At 34.9% G+C, this 2332-nt stretch carries 3 protein-coding genes; 2 read left to right on the forward strand and 1 reads right to left on the reverse strand.

Going from position 1 to position 2332, the window contains the following annotated elements:
• Nucleotides 1–104 (forward strand): DUF2535 family protein (locus AC1DTM_RS23230; protein ID WP_477000990.1); only part of this gene is annotated, 104 nt, incomplete at its 5' end.
• Nucleotides 105–257: 153 nt separating this feature from the next.
• Nucleotides 258–1100 (forward strand): DegV family protein, encoded by an 843-nt coding sequence (locus tag AC1DTM_RS23235; RefSeq protein ID WP_016104736.1) that lies wholly within the window; start codon nt 258–260, stop codon nt 1098–1100.
• A 184-nt stretch (nt 1101–1284) separates the two neighbouring features.
• Here the strand turns inward: AC1DTM_RS23235 and AC1DTM_RS23240 are convergent, their stop codons facing one another.
• Nucleotides 1285–2259, reverse strand: a complete 975-nt coding sequence (locus AC1DTM_RS23240) for an MBL fold metallo-hydrolase (protein ID WP_016104737.1) — start codon at nt 2257–2259, stop codon at nt 1285–1287.
• Nucleotides 2260–2332: the final 73 nt, after the last annotated feature.

Consider the following 2332-nt stretch of genomic DNA (forward strand, 5'->3'; position numbering starts at 1 on the left):
ACCCAAGAGTCTCGTACTCTTTCCGTGAATATTTACAGAGTTGTTTGAAGTGGAATGATTATTCAAATGTATATAAAACAAATACTCTTGAAAAGAATGCATAATATACAGCAGGGACAGAGTTAGGTAGGCTCTGTCTTTTTTATTTTAGGTATAAAAATATAATTAATTTGGTGAAATTTATTCGAAATTGTTGAAAGCATCAGGAATGCTAGTATAATAACAGGGAGAGCGTATTCGAAAGGGAAGAATATAATATGCAAAAAATTAAAATTGTAACAGATTCAACGGCAGATTTAACTCAAGAAGTGATTGAGAAGTATGATATTCATGTTTTACCATTATCYATTTCTGTAAATGGACAAACATACTTAGATCGTGTAGATTTGCAACCGGATGAATTTATTGAAGAAATGATTAAATCAGAAGAATTACCAAAAACATCACAACCGGCTATGGGTACATTTGTAGAAATGTATGACAAGCTAGGCGAAGACGGAAGCCAAGTGCTTTCTATTCATATGACAGGTGGAATGAGCGGTACTGTCGCAACAGCGAATAGCGCTGCATCAATGACAGATACAAAAGTAACAGTTGTTGATTCTCAATTTATTACACATGCTTTAGCATATCAAGTAATTGAAGCTGCAAAAATGGCAAAAGAAGAATGCTCACTAGAAGATATTTTAAAACGTATTGATGAAGTAAGAAAGAATACTCGTTTATATGTTGTCGTAGATACATTAGAGAACTTAGTGAAGGGTGGACGTATCGGTAAAGGGAAAGCTTTTATCGGTTCATTACTTAATATTAAACCTATTGCGAGCCTTGAAGGTGGCGTATATAATCCGGTAACGAAAGTACGTAGCCAAGGGCAAATTGTAAAAACATTGGCTAAAATATTCGAGGAGGATACTGCTGGAAAAGTGGTGAAAGCTGTTGCGATTCCACATGCTAAAGCAATTCCTTTAGCAGAAAGTGTAAAAGCTGCTGTTGAAAAAGTGAATGGATTCACTCAATCAGAGATTTTCTATACAACACCAGTTATCAGTACTCATACAGGACCAGGAGCAATTGGTTTTATGTATTTAGCAGAGTAATAAAAAAGCTACTTGAAATGAATTTTCAAGTAGCTTTTTTTATGTGTATATGAAGTAAGAAATGAGAAGGGAAATACAGGCGCTTCCGCTAATGATATAGCGAGTCTGTAAATAATCTTTCATGGAAAACACCCTTTTCGATTTTTTGAAGTATATGGTAAATTACTCAGAAAATTTAGTTCTATTATACATGAGAAGTTTCTGTGATTTTTACTGGTTCTTTATCTGGGACAATAGGGCTATAAGTGAAAGTTTGACCTAAAAAGAGAACATGTAGTTGTTCCCACGGTAGCATTCGTAAATTCCAGTTATTTCGTAGTCGTGTTACTGCTTCCCTTGGTGTTTCATCTGCTAAAGCAAAAGTACCGTAGTGCATGGGAATGAAATGTGTAGCTTTTATATCTAGATAGGCTTGCACAGCTTCTTCTGGTGAAACGTGAGACACTTTCATAAACCATTCTGGCTCATAGGCACCAATTGGCATAAGTGCAATATCGATTGAAAAACGTTTGCCGATCTCTTTAAATCCTTGGAAATAACCACTATCACCACAAAAATAAATGGTTTCTGAAGAAGTTATATTATCAATGATCCATCCTCCCCAGTGAGAGGTGTTCATATCAAATAATGTTCTTCTCGTCCAGTGCTGGGCAGGTACGAAGTGAAAAGAGACTTCATCAATTGTTGTACTTTCCCACCAATTGTATTCTTCTACATTGGTGAATTTTTTACGAGTAAATAATTTTTTTAGCCCAATAGGAACTAGGTATAAAGTATCATCGCTTAGTTGACGAAGAGATGAAAAGTCTACATGATCGTAATGACCGTGTGAAATAAGAACGATATCGATTTTAGGTAGTTCTTTTATAGTGAGCCCAGGCTCAGTAAGTCGTGGAACTAACTTTAATTTATTAGCCCATACTGGATCTGTTAAAATATTTAAGCCGTTCGTTTGAATGAGAAAAGTTGAATGACCAATCCATGTGACAGTCGTTTTTTCAAAGTTATTTAGCAGAAATTTACTTTGTTTAACAGGTGATTGTTCTACTAGGAAAGAAAAGTCTTTTTTGTTTTGCTTTCTCTCTTTACGCCAGCGTAAGAAGGAGCGAATTGATTTTTTTGTACTTACATTATCCATATTTTCATAGCGCTTTGCCATGAACATCACCTCATTTAAAATCGTTGTAGTTGTATTGTACCGAAATGTTGTTAAGGAATACAGTGTTTAACAT

It is taken from the genome of Bacillus sp. P4_D3 (assembly GCF_056401855.1).

Bases quoted from the DNA above. Each gene is read 5' to 3' on its own strand.
- AC1DTM_RS23240 (WP_016104737.1), bottom strand. From the start codon at position 2,259: ATGGCAAAGCGCTATGAAAATATGGATAATGTAAGTACAAAAAAATCA.